Source organism: Kribbella qitaiheensis, assembly GCF_014217565.1.
In the GTDB taxonomy this organism is placed as follows: Bacteria; Actinomycetota; Actinomycetes; order Propionibacteriales; family Kribbellaceae; genus Kribbella; species Kribbella qitaiheensis_A.
This window is the reverse complement of the sequence record NZ_CP043661.1, coordinates 381632-396426: the sequence shown is the minus strand read 5'-3', so window position 1 is coordinate 396426 and position 14795 is coordinate 381632. Positions and strand designations below refer to the sequence as shown.

At 67.9% G+C, this 14795-nt stretch carries 18 protein-coding genes and 1 pseudogene; 9 read left to right on the top strand and 10 right to left on the bottom strand.

What is annotated here, in order from left to right; all coding sequences use genetic code 11:
- Positions 1–74: 74 nt before the first annotated feature.
- A complete protein-coding gene (locus F1D05_RS01765) occupies positions 75–1424 on the bottom strand; it encodes an FAD-dependent oxidoreductase (protein WP_185445613.1) in 1350 nt (449 codons plus the stop codon).
- 145 nt (positions 1425–1569) lie between these two features.
- Here F1D05_RS01765 and F1D05_RS01760 point away from each other — a divergent pair, with 145 nt between their 5' ends.
- From F1D05_RS01760 to F1D05_RS01735, 6 genes are all read left to right on the top strand, one after another.
- Entirely contained in the window at positions 1570–1779 is a 210-nt protein-coding gene (locus tag F1D05_RS01760) for a DUF6343 family protein (RefSeq protein ID WP_185445611.1), read from the top strand.
- A 43-nt stretch (positions 1780–1822) separates the two neighbouring features.
- A complete protein-coding gene (locus F1D05_RS01755) occupies positions 1823–2647 on the top strand; it encodes an alpha/beta fold hydrolase (RefSeq protein ID WP_185445610.1) in 825 nt (274 codons plus the stop codon).
- A 13-nt stretch (positions 2648–2660) separates the two neighbouring features.
- Positions 2661–3854 (top strand): PP2C family protein-serine/threonine phosphatase, encoded by a 1194-nt coding sequence (locus tag F1D05_RS01750; RefSeq protein ID WP_246486364.1) that lies wholly within the window; start codon positions 2661–2663, stop codon positions 3852–3854.
- A gap of 117 nt (positions 3855–3971) precedes the next feature.
- Entirely contained in the window at positions 3972–4667 is a 696-nt protein-coding gene (locus F1D05_RS01745) for a GAF and ANTAR domain-containing protein (RefSeq protein WP_185448942.1), read from the top strand.
- Positions 4660–5013, top strand: coding sequence for an STAS domain-containing protein (locus F1D05_RS01740; protein WP_185445608.1), 354 nt, complete (start codon positions 4660–4662; stop codon positions 5011–5013). Before F1D05_RS01745 ends, F1D05_RS01740 begins: the two co-directional genes overlap by 8 nt.
- 64 nt (positions 5014–5077) lie before the next feature.
- Complete coding sequence (locus tag F1D05_RS01735; protein ID WP_185445606.1) at positions 5078–5245, top strand: hypothetical protein; 168 nt, start codon at positions 5078–5080, stop codon at positions 5243–5245.
- Positions 5246–5267: 22 nt separating this feature from the next.
- Here the strand turns inward: F1D05_RS01735 and F1D05_RS01730 are convergent, their stop codons facing one another.
- The 5 genes and pseudogenes from F1D05_RS01730 to F1D05_RS01715 all read right to left on the bottom strand — a co-directional run bounded on the left by F1D05_RS01730 (position 5268) and on the right by F1D05_RS01715 (position 9057).
- Entirely contained in the window at positions 5268–6035 is a 768-nt protein-coding gene (locus F1D05_RS01730; RefSeq protein ID WP_185445604.1) for an SDR family NAD(P)-dependent oxidoreductase, read from the bottom strand.
- Positions 6036–6148: 113 nt separating this feature from the next.
- Complete coding sequence (locus tag F1D05_RS39585; protein ID WP_281389005.1) at positions 6149–6463, bottom strand: hypothetical protein; 315 nt, start codon at positions 6461–6463, stop codon at positions 6149–6151.
- A gap of 77 nt (positions 6464–6540) precedes the next feature.
- Entirely contained in the window at positions 6541–7884 is a 1344-nt protein-coding gene (locus F1D05_RS42740) for a dihydroxyacetone kinase subunit DhaK (RefSeq protein WP_281388892.1), read from the bottom strand.
- Between the two features lie 88 nt (positions 7885–7972).
- Positions 7973–8155: pseudogene (locus tag F1D05_RS42735) on the bottom strand (dihydroxyacetone kinase subunit DhaK); the annotation flags it as partial.
- A 152-nt stretch (positions 8156–8307) separates the two neighbouring features.
- Entirely contained in the window at positions 8308–9057 is a 750-nt protein-coding gene (locus F1D05_RS01715) for an IclR family transcriptional regulator (protein WP_185445602.1), read from the bottom strand.
- 143 nt (positions 9058–9200) lie between these two features.
- On the opposite strand from F1D05_RS01715, the gene F1D05_RS01710 reads away from it, so the two are divergent.
- A complete protein-coding gene (locus F1D05_RS01710; RefSeq protein WP_185445600.1) occupies positions 9201–9965 on the top strand; it encodes an MIP/aquaporin family protein in 765 nt (254 codons plus the stop codon).
- On the top strand, positions 9962–10576 hold the full coding sequence (gene dhaL, locus F1D05_RS01705; protein WP_185445598.1) for a dihydroxyacetone kinase subunit DhaL: 615 nt from the start codon (positions 9962–9964) through the stop codon (positions 10574–10576). The genes F1D05_RS01710 and dhaL overlap by 4 nt, the downstream gene beginning before the upstream one ends.
- 951 nt (positions 10577–11527) lie before the next feature.
- Here the strand turns inward: dhaL and F1D05_RS01700 are convergent.
- Positions 11528–12418, bottom strand: coding sequence for a LysR family transcriptional regulator (locus F1D05_RS01700; RefSeq protein WP_185445597.1), 891 nt, complete (start codon positions 12416–12418; stop codon positions 11528–11530).
- A gap of 95 nt (positions 12419–12513) precedes the next feature.
- Between F1D05_RS01700 and F1D05_RS01695 the strand changes: the two genes are divergently transcribed.
- Positions 12514–13245: an SDR family oxidoreductase gene (locus tag F1D05_RS01695; protein WP_185445595.1), complete on the top strand. Its 732-nt coding sequence runs from the start codon at positions 12514–12516 to the stop codon at positions 13243–13245.
- 60 nt (positions 13246–13305) lie between these two features.
- On the opposite strand, the gene F1D05_RS01690 is transcribed toward F1D05_RS01695, so the two are convergent.
- From F1D05_RS01690 to F1D05_RS39565, 3 genes are read right to left on the bottom strand one after another with little or no spacing between them, the layout of a single operon-like run.
- On the bottom strand, positions 13306–13596 hold the full coding sequence (locus F1D05_RS01690) for an NAD(P)-binding domain-containing protein (protein WP_185445593.1): 291 nt from the start codon (positions 13594–13596) through the stop codon (positions 13306–13308).
- Complete coding sequence (locus F1D05_RS01685; protein WP_185445591.1) at positions 13593–14633, bottom strand: enoyl-CoA hydratase/isomerase family protein; 1041 nt, start codon at positions 14631–14633, stop codon at positions 13593–13595. Before F1D05_RS01685 ends, F1D05_RS01690 begins: the two co-directional genes overlap by 4 nt.
- The gene (locus F1D05_RS39565; protein WP_246486363.1) at positions 14630–14791 is read right to left on the bottom strand and encodes an acyl-CoA dehydrogenase family protein; all 162 of its coding nucleotides are present in this window, start codon (positions 14789–14791) and stop codon (positions 14630–14632) included. Before F1D05_RS39565 ends, F1D05_RS01685 begins: the two co-directional genes overlap by 4 nt.
- Positions 14792–14795 lie beyond the last annotated feature (4 nt).

The window sequence follows — 14795 nt, the reverse complement described above, 5'->3', positions numbered from 1 at the left end:
ACTGCATACTCGGTATCTAGATACTAGGTATGCAGGGGGTCATCGACCGTCCGGAGGTCGAGAAGGTACCCGGTTCATTCCTCAGTCGGGCCGGCTGCCCGGATCATCTCCTCGCGGGGCACGACCTTGATCCGCTCGCGCCCCTGGCCCTGACCGAGTGCGAGCTCGTGGGCGTCCAGGCGGGACCAGCCGTCGGCGTCGACGACGGTCGCACCGCGGTCGGCGAGATGCTTGAGAATCGCGTCGGGATCGGACACCTCCGGCCGCGGCAGCCCGTCGAGATCGGCGAGCAGGCTCGCGATCGTCTCGGCCGCATCCGACTTGGTGTGCCCGATCAGGCCGATCGGGCCGCGCTTGATCCAGCCCGTGACGTACAGGCCGGCCAGCGGCACGTCATCCAGGTCGAGCACCCGGCCGCGGTCGTTGGTCATCACACCGGCCTGGTGATCGAACGGGAGCCCGGGCAGGTGCGAGGAGAGATACCCGACCGCGCGGTAGACCGCCTGCACCGGCGTATCGACGTACTCGCCGGTGCCGCGGACGGTGCCGTCGCCCTGCAATTCAGTGCGCTCGGTGCGCAATCCCTCGACCCGCTCAGCACCCAGCACCTCGACCGGCGCGTGGCACAGGTGGATATGGATGCGGTGTTCGGCTCCGGTCGGCTCCGCCTCGAGGTACTTCAGCAGCGTGTCGACCATCAGGCGGGTGCCCTTGTTCGAATTGATCGCCCGCTGGCTCGCCTCGTCGATCTCGAAGCCCTCGGGGTGCACGATCACGTCCACCGCCGGGGAGTGCGAGAGCTCGCGCAGTTCCATCGGGGTGAACTTGATCTGGGCCGGTCCGCGCCGGGCGAAGACGTGGACATCCGTGGCCTGGTTCGCTTTCAGACCCTGGTAGACGTTGTCCGCGATCTCGGTGCTGAGCTGCTCGTCCGCCGGCTTGGCCAGCATCCTGGCCACGTCGAGCGCGACATTGCCGGCTCCGATGACAGCGACCTGGCGAGCATCCAGCGACCAGTCCCGCGGTACGTCGGGATGACCCGCGTACCAGCTGACGAAGTCGGCGGCACCATGGTTGCCGGGCAGGTCGATGCCTGGGATGTCGAGCTCGCGGTCACTGATGGCTCCGGTCGCGAAGATGACGGCGTCGTAGTGCCGGCGCAGGTCGTCGAGCTTGAGGTCGACGCCGTACTCGACGTTGCCGAGGAACCGGATCCGGTCCCGGCCGACGACGCGGTGCAGCGCCTTGATGATCTCCTTGATCCGCGGGTGGTCCGGCGCCACGCCGTACCGGACCAGCCCGAACGGCGCGGGCAGCCGTTCGATCAGGTCGACGTGGGCTCCGTCGTGCTCCTTGGTCAGAATGTCGGCCGCATAGATACCCGCAGGCCCGGCGCCAACAACGGCGACACGGAGGTCTCTCATGATCTCCCAGTCCATAATTAGGTAAGCCTTACCTAACTATGGTAACTGACGCTCTGAGCCGCGAACCGCCAGGTTCACTCCGTGGACACGCCCCCAGCATAGGCTCAGGGTTTGGGACCACCGGACAGGTGTCACCGGATAAGACATGGCGGACAGAGGTACTCCCCCGGCACCGCGTAGTGCGTTGACGCTGCGGATGGTGCTGGCCGCCTTCGGGCTTGTTGTCTGTGGCTGCGCGGCGGTCGCCTTCGTGGTGTTGAAGGTGCCGGTGCCGTTCGTCGTCGCGGCGGTGGGGTTCGCGGTCGTCGCCGTGGTGGACCTGGTGGTGATCACCCATCGCAAACGCAACGAGTAACCCGTGGGGCCCTACCCGCCGCGGTAACTGCGAGGATGGCGGGGTGGACATCTTGCGCAGGAACCACGTCGTGGTCACCGGTAATCCGGCCGGCCCGGCCGTGGTGCTGGCTCATGGGTTCGGATGCGACCAGAACATGTGGCGGCTGACCGTCCCCGCCCTGGCGCCGGAGTACCGGGTGGTGCTCTTCGACTACGTCGGTTCCGGCCGGTCCGACCTGACCGCGTTCGACGAACCGCGCTACTCCTCGCTCAGCGGATACGCCGAAGATGTCGTCGAGGTCTGCGCCGCGCTCGAGCTGACCGACGCCGTGTTCGTCGGGCACTCGGTCAGCGCGATGATCGGCGTACTGGCCGCCCAGCAGGCGCCGGAGCGGATCGGCGCGCTGGTGATGGTCGCCCCTTCCCCCTGCTACGTGGACGACGGTGACTACAAGGGCGGATTCAGCGTCGAGGACATCGACGAGCTGCTCAGCTCGCTGGAGTCGAACTATCTCGGCTGGTCGGCCGCGATGGCACCGGTCATCATGGGTACACCGGACCGCCCCGACCTCGGCGAGGAGCTGACCAACAGCTTCTGCGCCACCGATCCCGCGATGGCCCGGGTCTTCGCCCGGACGACGTTCCTGTCCGACTCCCGCGCGGACCTGGCAGCGGTCCGGGTGCCGACGTTGATCCTCGAGTCGGCCGAGGACGTCATCGCACCGCGCCAGGTCGGCGCCTACGTACGGACGGCCGTCGAGGGGTCCACTCTCGTCACCTTGGATGCCGCCGGGCACTGCCCACACCTGTCGGCCCCCGACGCCACCAACAGGGCCATCACAGACTTTCTTGCGGGCCTGAAACGACAAGCAGTGTCGCGGCCCTGAAGTGACAGTGCAGGTGGACAGTGACGAGGAGGCGTACGAGGCCGCCCCTTGTGGCCAGCTCACGACGTCGATGGACGGCACGATCGTCAAGGTCAACAACACCTTGCTCGATTGGCTCGGTCTGCCCCGGGACGCGGTGGTAGGACGGCTCCGGTTCGTCGACCTGCTCACCGTCGGCGGCAAGCTCTACCACAAGACGCACTTCGCTCCCCTGTTACGCATGCAGGGCGAGGTCGGCGGAGTCGCCCTGGAGCTGAAGCGGGACGGCGGCGGCCGGATACCGGTCCTGGTGTCGTCGGTCGTCAAGTACGACGACGCCGGCGGTCCCGTCCTGGTCCGTACCACGGTCTTCGACGCGCGGATCCGGCGTGCGTACGAAGAGGAACTGCTGCGCGAGCGGAAGGCGGCCGAAGCGGCCCGGCGGCAGGCCGAGGGTGACCGCGCCAGACTGCAGGACGCGCTTGCCGTCCTCCAACAGTCGTTGCTACCGGCCACTATTCCCGACGTACCGGGTCTGGCCACCGCCGCGTACTACCACACCGCTTCGCCCGACCAGCTCGGCGGCGACTTCTACGACGTCTTCGCCATCGAGAGCGAATGCTGGGGTTTCTTCCTCGGCGATGTGTGCGGCAAGGGTCCCACCGCCGCCGCGGTGACCTCGGTCGCTCGCTACACCCTGCGAGCTGCCGCGATGCACGACCCGACCGCCGCGCTGGGCACCCTGAACGCAGTACTGCACGAGCGGTACGCCGGCGGCGACCTGCGCTACTGCACGGCCGTCTTCGGGACCCTGCGGAGCGACCTCGAGACGGGCGAAGTCACCCTCCGATTCGCATCGGGCGGCCACCCGCCACCCCTGCTGATCCGCGCTGACGGCAGTTGCGAATTCCTTTTCAGCGAGGACGGAACGCTGATCGGCATCCTGCCGTCCTCGCAGTTTCCGCTGACCGACGTCACCCTCGGGCCGGGCGACATGCTGCTGCTCTACACCGACGGATTGACCGAGGCGCGGGTCAACGGAAAGCGTGATCTGTACGGCCCCGAGGCCTTGCGGACACTCGCCACCCAGTACGCCGGTACGTCACCGGCCGCGCTCGTCGAAGCACTCTCCGCCGTACTGGCCGGCTTCGGCCCCCGCCTCGCGGACGACACCGCCTTGCTGGCGCTGGGAGCTCCCCTTCCAGTCAGGCAACGGTCTGTGCTCTAATTCCGCGTCGCAGGTGGAGCGGAACTCGCGGGGAGGCATCGTATGGCCATGGATCAGTCAGCTCGGCCCCCCGAGGTCAGGAGCTACCAGGTGGAGCAGCCGACCCTGTCCGTTGAGATGGGCCCGTCGGAGACGCTCGGAGCGGACGCCTTCGCCCGGCTCGCGATCGAGCTTCACGACGCTGCCGGCGTGGACGAGACGGTCGAGGCGGTCGTGCAGTTCGCGCTCCAGGCGGAGGCCTGTTCCTACGCCGGCGTCACGCTCACGCTGCGGGGCAGCCGCGAGATCGCGGCGGTGACCGACCCGCTGGTCACCGCGATCTATCAGTTGCAGTTCGATCTCGGCGAGGGCCCGCTACAGACAGCTCTGAGCGAGGGCGTCGTCGTACACGTCGTGGATGTCGAGACCGAGACGCGCTGGCCGGCCTGGGCGGCCAAGGTCACGCGGTACCCGGTCAGGTCGTACCTGCACGTGCCGATGTGGATCAGTCAGCAACTCATCGGCGTGCTGTCGCTGTTCAACACCGAGCCGAACGCCTTCAGCGCCGACGACGAGGCGATCGCCCACATCCTGGCCCGGCACGCGTCGATCGCCGTCGCCTCGGCCCAGGATGGTGAAGCCATGGCCGCCGCAGTGGACGCGCGTAAGCTCGTCGGGCAGGCGATGGGCATCCTGATGGAGCGCTTCGACACCGACCAGGTCCGTGCGTTCGAGATGCTCAAGCGCTACTCACAACAGAACAACACCAAACTGCGTGACGTCGCGCAGGAGTTGATCGACACCCGCAAGCTAAGAGGCACGCACAGTGAGTGAAGAGATGCTGTCGGTCGAGGTGCTGGACCGAGGGCCCGACGTCGTGATCGGCGTCCACGGCGAGCTGGACTTCGGCACCATCAGCGACCTGATGGCGGTCGTCCAGCCGGCGGCCGAGGCGGGCCGCTCGGTGATCCTGGATCTGGCCGAGCTGGCCTTCTGCGACTCCAGCGGCCTGGGGGCGTTCGTGCGGCTCCACCAACTGGCGGCGGATGCCGGTGGCAGCCTGTGTCTGGCGCGGCTCCGGCCGGCGCTGGAGTCGACGATCAAGCTGACGATGCTGCACCGGCTGCTCGTCATCCGCGCCGACCTACCCGCCGTGGACGCGGCGGCCGATCCGGCGTAGATGCGTGGAAATCCGCCGGCGGGGCACCGGGGACGGACCGCAGCCTCCCTGGGGAAAGAGGACCGTGACCGAATCGTCGAACGAGAACAACGGTCACCGAGCGATCCACGAGCACGAGTTCGTCACCAACCCCTGCGATGGGCTGTTGTACTGCCAGCGGTGCCCGATGGTGGCCTACGATCTGGCTGACGCCGCCACCGAACCGATCTGCCCGATGCCGCTGCGGCCCTAGCGAGCGCCTCCCCGGCCGCTGATCAGTCCTGATGCTCGCCCGGACGTAGTTGTTCGAACAGCATGGCGGTGGTGCCGGCATCGACGAAGAGTTCGATGCCGGTGATGGCGCGGGCCTCCGGGGAGAGTAGGAAGGCGACCGCGTTGCCGATGTCGATCGCCTCGACGGCTCGCGGAAGCATCTGCTTGGTTGCGACAAAGTCGGCCAGCAGGTGCTCGTTGCCGCGGCTCTCCACCGCTCCGGGGTGGACGATGTTGCAGCGGATGTTCCGGAGCCCGTAGTCCCGCGCGATCCCCCGTGTCAGGGCGGTCAGCGCGGCCTTCGTCGCGGCATACAGGGTGAAGGTCTCGGTGGCACCGGCCGCGTGCACCGACCCGATGTTGACGATGCTGCCGCCGCCGTTCCGCAGCATGATCGGCAGGACCTCCCGGATGCAGTTCCACGGCCCGCGGTAGTTGATCGAATGCACCCGGTCGAACTCTTCGGGCGTCGCCTCGCCGCCGTGCCTGCGCATTCCGACCCCGGCACTGTTGACCAGGCCGTCGAGTCGCCCGAACTCGCTCATCGTCGCGGCGACCACTTCCCGCACCGATTCGGCATCGGTGGTGTCCAAAGCCATCGGTACTGCGGTTGCGCCCGCTCCGCGCAACTCGTCGGCCACCGCCGAGGCGGCCGGCACATCCCGGTCAGCGACCACCACGGTCCAGCCCTTGGCCGCCAGCGCCCGGCAGATCCCGTTGCCGATCCGGGCACCGCCGCCGCCCGTCACGATGCAGACCTTCTCGCTCATCCCCGTACTCCTTCGCCGCCGTTCTGGTCCCCCTCATTTCACCAGCTCAACGCGCGCTGAACGCCAAGGCGGGCCGGGAGAATCTCCCGGCCCGCCGAAGCATCCTGCTGGAGCTACTTCGCCAGCGTGTAGCGGATCATGTCGTTCCGCAGTTGGTCACCTGAGATCTTCACGATGCGAAGCGTGTGCTGCGCATCCGTCAGACCGGTCTTGCTGAACACCTGCCGGGTGGTGACGCGCACATCGCTGTGCAGGTTCACCCTGGTGACGACCTTGCCGTCGAGGTAGACGTCGGCCTCACCCTGGTCCTGAGCCAGCGCCGTGACCCAGTCCACCGCAGTACCGCGGAAGGTGAAGTTGATCGCCGCACCTGCCGCAGTCGACGCGTGGACGTCGTCGCGGTAGTCGCCGCGGAAGCTGAAGTCCAGCTTCGTGCTGCCGACCGGCCTGGGCCGAGCAGCGAGGCCACGATCCGCGGCGCCTATTGGTGGCTTCGCAAGTTGATTCAGCTGACTGGGGTCAGAACGTCTGCGAGGGCTTCGAGCCAGATGACGACCGCCTCGGCGCCGGGGTCGACCGTGCCGAGCGCGCGATCACCGAGGTAGCTCGACCTGCCCCGGCGGGCCATGATCCCCGCCGTCTCATCTGTGCCCTTCCTGGCTGCCGCAACCGCCTCACCCAGTGCGCCGGTCCGCAACGCGGCCACGGCTGGGATGAGAGCGTCGAGCATCGTCCGGTCGCCGATCTTCGCGCCGCCCAGTTCGGCTATGGCGTCCACTCCCTCCGCAAAGGCTTCTGGCCAAGGCTTTCCGGCTGCGCGGGCCGTGGCGGTTCGAAGTACGAGGGCTGCGTAGAGCGGACCTGAGGTGCCGCCAACGGTACGGCGCACTGTGCCGGCGATGCCGCGCAGCGCGGTCGCGTCGTCGGTGCCGTCGTACTGGTTCAGCCCGTCGAGGACAGCTCGGGCGCCGCGGGCGAGGCTGATGCCGAGGTCACCGTCGCCGACGATCTGGTCGAGGTCGGTCAGCTCTTGTTCGGCCGCGATCAAGGCGTTGCAGACGGCAGCTACCGGCAGCTTGAGGTGATCGCCGATTGTCGTAGTGGGTGCTGATGGCTCGACGCGGGGCTGGGGCTCCTCGGTGTGGGTCGAGACCTTGCCGAGGTGAGTCGGCCAGGCACTCGTCTGGGAGGGAGCGTCGAGCAGACTGAGCACGTGGTCGTCGACCCGCGCGAGGGACAGCGAGCAGCCGGCCATCTCGAGTGCGGTGAGGAACGTGCCGACCCACAGCCGCTCGAGCTTGATCCCGTGCCCGGCGAGGAACGCGACCGCGCGGCCGGCGATGATGCCGAGCTCCATCGTCGGGGTGCCGCCGAGGTTGTTGACCAGCAGAACCACTCGGTCACCGGCCTTGAGTTGCCGGTCGGCGACGAGATGCCGGAGAAGCCGATCGACTACTTCGTCGGCGGAGGAGATCTTGCCGCGCTCGACCCCCGGTTCGCCGTGAATGCCGAGGCCCCACTCGATCTCGTCCGGGCCGAGATCCAGTCCCGGCTTACCCGCCGCCGGGACCGTGCAGCCAGACAACGCGACACCCATCGTCGCCACGGACCCCGCCGCCTCCAGTGCTTCCTGGGCCACCTCGTCGAGCGGCTTGCCTGCTTCGGCGGCGGCGCTGGCAATCTTGTGGACCAGGACGGTTCCCGCAAGGCCGCGGCGACCCGCGTTCTCGTCGCTGTCGGCGAGCGCGGCGTCGTCGGCGACCACGACCATCCGGACCGGGATGCCTTCGCCGCGGGCGATCTCGGCGGCGAGGCCGAAGTTGAGCCGGTCGCCGGTGTAGTTCTTCACGATCAGCAGGACGCCGGCCCTCGCCGCCGACGGCCCGGATCGCGGTCAGCACGGCGTCGGCGGACGGCGAGCTGAAGACGTCACCGGCGACTGCCGCGGTGAGCATGCCCGGCCCGACATACCCCGCATGAGCCGGCTCGTGCCCAGCGCCGCCGCCGGAGATCAACGCCACCTGCCCGCGTTGCCTGAGCTCTTCGCGATCGGCCCTGGCGACCACACCGTCACCCAGGACGACGATCCCGGGGTTGGCCAGCGCGAACCCGGCCAGCATCTCGGGCACCACGTCGCTCACACCGTTGACAAGCTTCTTCACAACCGTCGCCTCCTCTTGTGAATCTCATTCGATAATGTCGAATGGATTTCACACAGTAAGCCGCGGTTCATCTGCCTGTAAAGACCAGCCGCTGACTTCGAGGGCTGGGGCTAGGCCGGCCAGCGCGGTGAGCCGAGCTCCCGGCTGATGTTGCGGGCCGCTTCACGGACCGCAGTGAAGGTCGACTCCGCCGGCGGCCAGTCGGCGGCCGGGAGAACGATGCCGATGGCACCGACCGCCGCACCAGAAGCGTCGAAGATCGGCGCCGCGATTCCGGCCTCGCCGAGCACCGCCTCCTCGCGCTCCGTCGCCAGCGCCTCGCGGGCGACCTCGGCGAGCTGCGCACGCAGTACCGACGGATCGACCAGCGTCTCCGACGTCATGCTCCGGAGCTTGTCGCCGGCCATCAGACCAGTTGCCTGCTCGGGCAGGAATGCGAGCAGCGCCTTCCCCAGAGCGCTCGCGTGCGCAGGGATGACGATCCCGACCTCGGGCATCTGCCGGCTCCCGTCAGGCCGCGGCTCGTGATGGATGATCACCACCTCGTCGAAGGTGAGCACACCGGTCCGTACAGCGTGACCGCTGCGGCGGGCCAGCTCTTCCGACCAGGTGACCGCTCGCGACCGGAGCTCCAACGTGTCGAGGTAGACGTTGCCGAGCTTGAGCACCGCCGGACCCAGCTGGTAGCGATTCGAGTCGCGATCCTGGACCACCATGCCGTGCGCCTGCAGGGTCTTGAGGATTCCGTGCACCGTCGACGGCGGCAACTCGAGCCGGCCGGCCACCTCGGACAGACTCAGCCGGCGGGCACCCTGCAGCACTGCGAGTATCCGGATCGCCCGGTCGACGGACTGGATCATCCGAGTTCTCCTCCAAGGATCGAACACATCTTTACAGCAGTGAACCACAGGCGTATCTTCCGAGAACTATTCGATAATGTCGAACGGCCTTCAGGTTCGCATCGCCCCCGGCCTGTACTCCGATCGCTCCCGGAAGGACTCCCATGGACGACAACTCCCTGACCCAACGACTCGGCACCGAGCTGATCGGTACCGCGATCCTGGTCTTCGTCGGCGTCGGCGCGGTCCCGGCGACGCTGATCGTGAACGGCTCGGCCCCCTTCACGATGGCCGACCTCGGGATGATCTCGCTCGCCTTCGCGGCCGCGGTGGTCGCCACCGTCTACGCGCTCGGCCCGATCTCCGGCAACCACATCAACCCGGCCGTGACGCTCGGCCTGGCCGCGACCGGCAAGTTCCCGTGGTCACTCGTCCCGGCGTATCTGGCAGCTCAACTGGCCGGCGCGGTGCTCGGAGCCGCCGCGATCCTCGGCGTCCTCGGCTCCAAGGCGAGCGACCTCGGTCTCGGCGTCGCGACGTACGGCGAGAACATCGGCGTCGTGCAGGCGTTCACCGCGGAGTTCGTCGGAACCTTCATCCTGGTGTTGACGGTCTTCGGCGCGACGCACCGCAAGGCGGCCCCTGGCTTCGCCGGCCTCGCGATCGGTTTCGTGGTCTTCGGCGCGATCATCCCCGTTGCCCCCATCACCGGCGCCTCGATCAACCCAGCCCGCACGGTCGGTCCGATGCTCGTCCAACAGGTCGCCGGCGGCCAGGTCAACTTCGCCCAGCTGCCGGTCTATCTGGTCGCCGAACTCAGCGCCGGCGTAGTCGCGGGTCTGGTCTACCTCGCCTTGTCCCGCACGGCGGCTGATCGTGCCGTCGACCTCGCCGCTTCCCTGCCCGCCGCGCAGGACGGACGTTCGTGATCACCGTCGAGTTCCTGAGGCATTGGATCGCCGCATTCGGAACCCTCGTCGACTCGCACCACGACCAACTCAACGCGCTCGACGCCGCGATCGGCGACGCCGACCACGGGACGAATCTTCGCCGCGGCTTCACCGTCGTCTCAGCCACCCTGGACTCCGCACCCGACGCCCCGGGCGGCCTCCTCAGCTGGGTCGGCAAGACAGCGGTGAGCAATGTCGGTGGCGCCGCCGGCCCACTCTTCGGCAGCTTCTTCCTCTGCCTAGGTGATGCCCTAGGCAACCACCACGACCTCGACGCCCGCCGATTCGCCCTCGGCCTACGCGCCGGACTCGCGGGCGTCGTCGCCAGGGGCAGCGCCGTCGCGGGCGACAAGACCATGTACGACACACTCGCTCCCGGCATCGACGCACTCGACGCCGCGGCGGCAGCGCAGTACGACCACACCGACATCTTCCAGGCAGGTCTCCGCGGCGCCGAATCAGGACGGGACGCGACCATCGACCTGCTCGCCCGCAAAGGCCGCGCGAGCTACCTGGGTGAGCGAAGCGTCGGTCATCAGGATCCGGGCGCCACCTCCGCCACCTTGCTGTTCAGCGCACTACTTGAATAGCAGCTTTCCGAGTCGGCGCGAGGCGATGTACATGCCCAAGGTCCCCACCGCGGCGACAAGATAGACCGCGCCGATCAGCAAGGTCGAGCTGACAGTGCAGGTGGTGAAGGCCCGCTCGAGCGCAACCCCTCCGAGGCCGCATCCCCAGCCCAATGGCCACAACCCAAACCCAGCGAGGAGATTGACGTGTCAGATGTGCAACGGCTGAACGGACAACTCCATCAGGTGCCGGCCGAGGCCAAGCAGGCCGCGGTACCCGGCCGACGATCAGCGAGTCCGGGCGAGCGAGCGAACCGGTGACAGCGCCGGCGATCGCCTCCACCGACTCGCGATGTTTCACCCGCAGCCCGTTCCAGGCCGCGTCGATGTTGATGTACTTGCAGCCGAACGGCTGAAGCTTCTTGTGCATCGCGTCCGACTGGGCCATGATCTGGGCCGCGTTGATCCAGTTGCCACCGTCGTTGGAGTACACCTGCATGCTGTAGCTGCTCCAGCCCATGTAGGGCTTGGCAGCCGCCGCGCCCGCCGGCCCGAGTGACGGGCTCGCCGCGGTGGTGACGGTCGCGGGCGTGGAGATGCTCGCGTTCGTAGTACTGGTCGTCGTCTTCGCCTTGGCAGCGCTCTGAGCGGGCGCTGTTCCGCGTGGGTCGCGCGCGGCGGAGGCAGTCAGTCCGACCGGCAGCGCGGCGACGACGAGAATCCCCACGAGAATGCCCCGCGTCGCCTGTTTCGAAGGAACCTGGTCATGAGCGGTGAGACCTCTCTCTGTGGTGCGACAGCCACCGGCAACAACCACATATCGGATAGGATATTGGAACTTTGATGGCTGCCGAACAAGAAGTCAAGAGTCCGAACCCATGATTCTTAATCCCGTGAATTAACCCCCACGACTGGTACTACGGCCGCGACCGTTGCCAGCGAGGAACGTACTGTCGGCTGTGCCGTGACTCGTCAGGTGGCGCTTTGACTCGTTGGTTGGGTGGCCTGCTTCGGGGAGAGGCGTGTCGCCATCCTGACAAGGTCGGCGACGGCCCGGGATCTGCTGTGCGGTGGCCAGGCGATCACGGTCGTGACTGGGGGCGCATCCAGCACGGGCACGGCGACGAGGTCGCTGGTCAGTCGGGTTCTGCAGGATTCCGGGGAGACGGCGCAGGCGCGGCCGAGGGCGACCAGTTGCAGCAACTGCGCGTGGTCGCGGACCTGGGGGCCTGGGCCGGGCGGGTAGGTGCCGTCGGGGTTGGGCCAGCGTGGCAGTGGCAGGTCGTCAAGACCGGTGATGTCGGCCATGCGCACCTGCGGCCGGGTGGCGAGGGGATGCCCGGCGGGGAGAACCACGACCTGGTTCTCGGTGCTGAGTTCTTCGGTGTGGAACCCTGCCGTCGAGTCGAACGGCGTGTGCAGCAGCGCCACGTCGGCCCGGCCCTCGCGTAGGAGTCGTCCCTGCTCGGCCGGGCCGCACAGGATGACCTCGACGGGTACCGCGCCGGGTTCGGCGGCGTAGGCGTCGAGCAGCTCCGCCAGCAGTTCGCTGGACGCGCTGGCTTTCGTGACCAGGACCGTGCCGGGACGGCCGGTCGCGGCGAGGGCGGCGCGGCGGGTCCGGCGTTCGGCGGTGTCGACCGCGTCCAGAGCCGCGCGGCCCTCGGTCAACAGCACCGAGCCGGCCTCGGTCAGTGTGACGGCGCGGCTTGTGCGGTCGAGCAGTACGGCCCCGAGTCGGCGTTCGAGTTGCTGGATCGCCCGCGACAAGGGCGGTTGTGCGATCCCGAGCCGCTGCGCGGCGCGCCCGAAGTGCAGCTCTTCAGCGACGGCGACGAAGTAGCGCAGCTCCCGGGTTTCCATCCAGCCACGGTACGCCGGATCCATACCTGACCGGTATCGTTGCTCACCCAATCGGTGTTGGACCTGCGCCGGATGGCCCAGGCAGCATCGTTCCCATGAGCGAGCAGACGATTGCGCTGGTTACCGGCGCGAACAAGGGAATCGGTTACGAGATCGCCGCGGGCCTCGGCGCCCTCGGCTTGAGCGTCGGCGTCGGCGCACGCGACGAGCAGCGCCGAGAGGACGCGGTGCGGAAACTGCGCGCGGCGGGCGTCGACGCGTTCGGCGTGCCGCTTGACGTAACCGACGACGCGAGCGTCACCGCCGCCGCGCGGGTGATCGAGGAAAGGGCCGGGCGCCTCGACGTACTCGTCAACAACGCCGGGATCGCCGGCGTCATGCCGCAGGATCCCACCCGGGTCGATCCCGCCACCATCCGCACGGTCGTGGAGACCAATGTGATCGGCGTCATCCGCGTCACCAACGCGATGCTGCCGCTGCTACGCCGCTCCGCCTCGCCGCGGATCGTGAACATGTCCAGCAGCGTGGGCTCCCTGACCCGGCAGGCAGGTACGGGTGCCGAGCAGAGGACGGGGCCCGTGGCCGTGGCGTACGCGCCGTCGAAGACCTTCCTGAACGCCGTCACCCTCCAGTACGTCAGAGAACTGAGCGGCACGAACATCCTGATCAACGTCGGCTGCCCCGGCTACGTCGCCACCGACCTCAACGGCTTCCACGGCGTGCGCACCCCCGAACAGGGCGCTGCGATCGCCGTCGAACTCGCGACCCTGCCCGACGACGGCCCGAACGGAAAGTTCTTCGAGGACGCGGGCGAAGTCCCGTGGTAGATCCCCGCTTCGCCAACAACTACGGGAGATAAGGGGCCGTCCCGGTTCACGGGCAAGAAACTACCTGTCCACGAACAGCGCACCGGCCGGCGCAGCCGCCAGCAACCCTGCGGCGCCTTGATAGACATCGAGAACATGCCGACCGCTCGGCAGCATCGTGATGACGACCTCGGCACCCGCGACCGCTTCGGCAGGCGAACCCACCATCACGATGCCGGCCTCCTGAGCCGCGGAACGCGCCACCTCAGACGGGTCGAAGCCCGTCACGGTGTAACCGGCCTTGACCAGATTGGCGGCCATCGGTCCACCCATGTTGCCCAGCCCGATGAATCCGACAGCGGTAACAGTCATCGTCCGAGTCCCAACTCGTCGGCGCCGAGAGTGGCGAAGTACGCGGCGACCGTCTCCTCGGCGACATCGTCGAGGTCGGCCGGAGACCAGCGCGGATTGCGGTCCTTGTCGATGACCTGCGCCCGCACCCCCTCGAGAAAGTCGTGCGACCCGTGGAAGCGCACCGACAGCCGGAACTCCTGATCGAGCGCATCCCGCAACGACGGCAGATCCGACGCATTCCGCAACGCCCGCAGCGTCACCTGCACCGAGGTCGGTGACTTCGAAGCCAGTACGACGGCAGTCTCACGAGCCGCCTCGGCCTCCGAACCGGCCAGCCGAGCCAGGATCTTCACCACGTCATCGCCTTCGTACGCCGCGTCGATCCAGGCCCGATCGGCGAGCAACGCCGAATGCGGTGCATCGTCCGCCACCGCCGCGACGGCCTCCGACGGCGCCTTCGTGGCGAGGGCCGCAAGCAGAGCCGGCAGCCGGTCGCTCGGCACGTACCAGTCGGCCAGTCCAACAGCGATCGCGTCGCCCGCCCGCACCGAACCAGCGGTCAGCGCCAGGTGCGTACCCAACTCCCCCGGCGCGCGCGACAGCAGGTAGGTGCCGCCGACATCAGGGAAGAACCCGATGCCGGTTTCAGGCATGCCGATCTTGGATCGCTCGGTGACCACTCGGACATCAGCGTGCGCGGACAGCCCGATCCCGCCACCGAGCACGATGCCGTCCATGATCGCGACGAACGGCTTCGGGTAGTCGGCGATGGTCGCATCCAGCCGGTACTCGTCCGCCCAGAACGCCACCGATTCCGAGCCGCCCGCGAGACCGTCGCGGTAGATCGAGACGATGTCGCCACCCGCGCACAACCCGCGTTCTCCACTTCCGGTCAGCACAACGGTCTGTACTGCGGGGTCGTCGGCCCACTCGTCCAGCGCGGCCTGGATGATCGTCACCATCTCGTGGGTCAGCGCGTTGATGGCCTTCGGCCGGTTGAGGACGATGTGCCCCGCCGCACCTTCGATGCTGATAAGAACAGGAGCGTCGTTCATGCGGCCTCCTCGATGACGGCGCGCCCGACGATCAGTCGCATGATCTCGTTGGTCCCTTCCAGGATCTGGTGCACGCGCAGGTCGCGCACAACCTTCTCGATGCCGTACTCGCTCAGATATCCATAGCCGCCGTGCAACTGCAGAGCCTTGTTCGCCACGGTG

Excerpts from the sequence above, each read along its gene's own strand:
- F1D05_RS01765 (WP_185445613.1), bottom strand. The coding sequence starts at position 1,424 with ATGAGAGACCTCCGTGTCGCCGTTGTTGGCGCCGGGCCTGCGGGTATC.
- F1D05_RS01760 (WP_185445611.1), top strand. The coding sequence starts at position 1,570 with ATGGCGGACAGAGGTACTCCCCCGGCACCGCGTAGTGCGTTGACGCTG.
- F1D05_RS01745 (WP_185448942.1), top strand. The coding sequence starts at position 3,972 with ATGGGCCCGTCGGAGACGCTCGGAGCGGACGCCTTCGCCCGGCTCGCG.
- F1D05_RS01730 (WP_185445604.1), bottom strand. The coding sequence starts at position 6,035 with ATGAGCGAGAAGGTCTGCATCGTGACGGGCGGCGGCGGTGCCCGGATC.
- F1D05_RS01715 (WP_185445602.1), bottom strand. The coding sequence starts at position 9,057 with ATGATCCAGTCCGTCGACCGGGCGATCCGGATACTCGCAGTGCTGCAG.
- F1D05_RS01710 (WP_185445600.1), top strand. The coding sequence starts at position 9,201 with ATGGACGACAACTCCCTGACCCAACGACTCGGCACCGAGCTGATCGGT.
- F1D05_RS01700 (WP_185445597.1), bottom strand. The coding sequence starts at position 12,418 with ATGGAAACCCGGGAGCTGCGCTACTTCGTCGCCGTCGCTGAAGAGCTG.
- F1D05_RS01695 (WP_185445595.1), top strand. The coding sequence starts at position 12,514 with ATGAGCGAGCAGACGATTGCGCTGGTTACCGGCGCGAACAAGGGAATC.
- F1D05_RS01690 (WP_185445593.1), bottom strand. The coding sequence starts at position 13,596 with ATGACTGTTACCGCTGTCGGATTCATCGGGCTGGGCAACATGGGTGGA.
- F1D05_RS01685 (WP_185445591.1), bottom strand. The coding sequence starts at position 14,633 with ATGAACGACGCTCCTGTTCTTATCAGCATCGAAGGTGCGGCGGGGCAC.